Source organism: Sphingomonas sp. 2378 (assembly GCF_038084995.1).
Taxonomy (GTDB): domain Bacteria; phylum Pseudomonadota; class Alphaproteobacteria; order Sphingomonadales; family Sphingomonadaceae; genus Sphingomonas.
Window position 1 is genome coordinate 1 of the sequence record NZ_JAXCMJ010000108.1, and the last position, 1,050, is coordinate 1,050.

Consider the following 1,050-nt stretch of genomic DNA (forward strand, 5'->3'; position numbering starts at 1 on the left):
CCAGGCCGTAGCGGAGTTGCCAGATCCTGACTTGCCAAGGCGACAGGTTCGCCATGGCTGCATCCATGAGATCGCCTTGGTATATACGTTCCGCAGCCCAGCGAAGCGGTGAGGTTATTTCTGAAAAGCGCGGTTCGAGAATATCCGGTCTGACAGGGAACCCACACTTATACTCGGTTGCCATCAATCGCGTGAAACCTGTCTGGGTAGGCCACGGGCTTTCCTTGCCTGCCGAGATCCGGCTGAGAATATGAAAGCTGTCGTCTCTCACGCTTAAAATGTTGGCGTCGGGGCGCACGAATGCTTGCAGCGCGAGCAGAGCGACCAGCAGGAGAGGCCAGGCACGTTTCAACAGCATCTTCGCGTTCACCAAATAGCCTTGACGGGCATTCTGGTTGAGCGAAAGCCTTCAACGCAAGTACCGTGTTCGGATGGCCCGTTAGCCGCGTTCGGTAATCGCTGAAAAGTACCACGGCGCGAGTTCACCGATACGGTTGGCGGGGTGCCCCTGGGCGATGCGGGTGAGCACGTCGCGCAGCCAGGCTTCGGGGTCGACGAAGTTGAGTCGGGCCGTCTGAATGAGCGTGTAGATGGCGGCGGCTCGCTCGCCGCCCTTGTCCGAGCCGGCAAAAAGGTAATTCTTGCGACCGAGCGCCACGGGGCGGAGGCAGTTCTCGGCACGGTTATTGTCCGCCTCGAGCCGCGCGTCGTCGCAGAAGCGGGTCAGCGCCTCGCGTCGCTTCACCGCATAGCGGATGGCATCGGCCAGCGCCCCCTTGCCCGAGATGCGGCGCATGGTGTCCTCGGCCCAGTTGAAGAAGCCGTTCACCGCTGCCCTAACGACCTGTCGGCGGTCGTGACGCTCGTCGAGCGACAGCCCGCGTCCCAACTCCTCTATTTCGTACATCAGGTCGATCATGCTGACCCCGGTGCGCGCCGTGGTGGAGCCGGTTGCCTTCCACACGTCGTAGATCTTGCGCCGGACATGTGCCCAGCATGCGACCTCCATAATGGGACCGGGCTGCCGTCGCGCATCGTACAGTTGGTCGT

Annotated in this window: 2 protein-coding genes; both read right to left on the reverse strand. The window is 61.6% G+C overall.

The window, feature by feature from the left end; genetic code table 11:
- A partial coding sequence (locus tag SM191_RS19480) for a hypothetical protein (protein WP_341507648.1) occupies positions 1-370 on the reverse strand: 370 nt, incomplete at its 3' end.
- A 69-nt stretch (positions 371-439) separates the two neighbouring features.
- Positions 440-1,050: IS66 family transposase (locus tag SM191_RS19485; RefSeq protein ID WP_341507649.1), on the reverse strand; the 611-nt coding region annotated here is incomplete at its 5' end.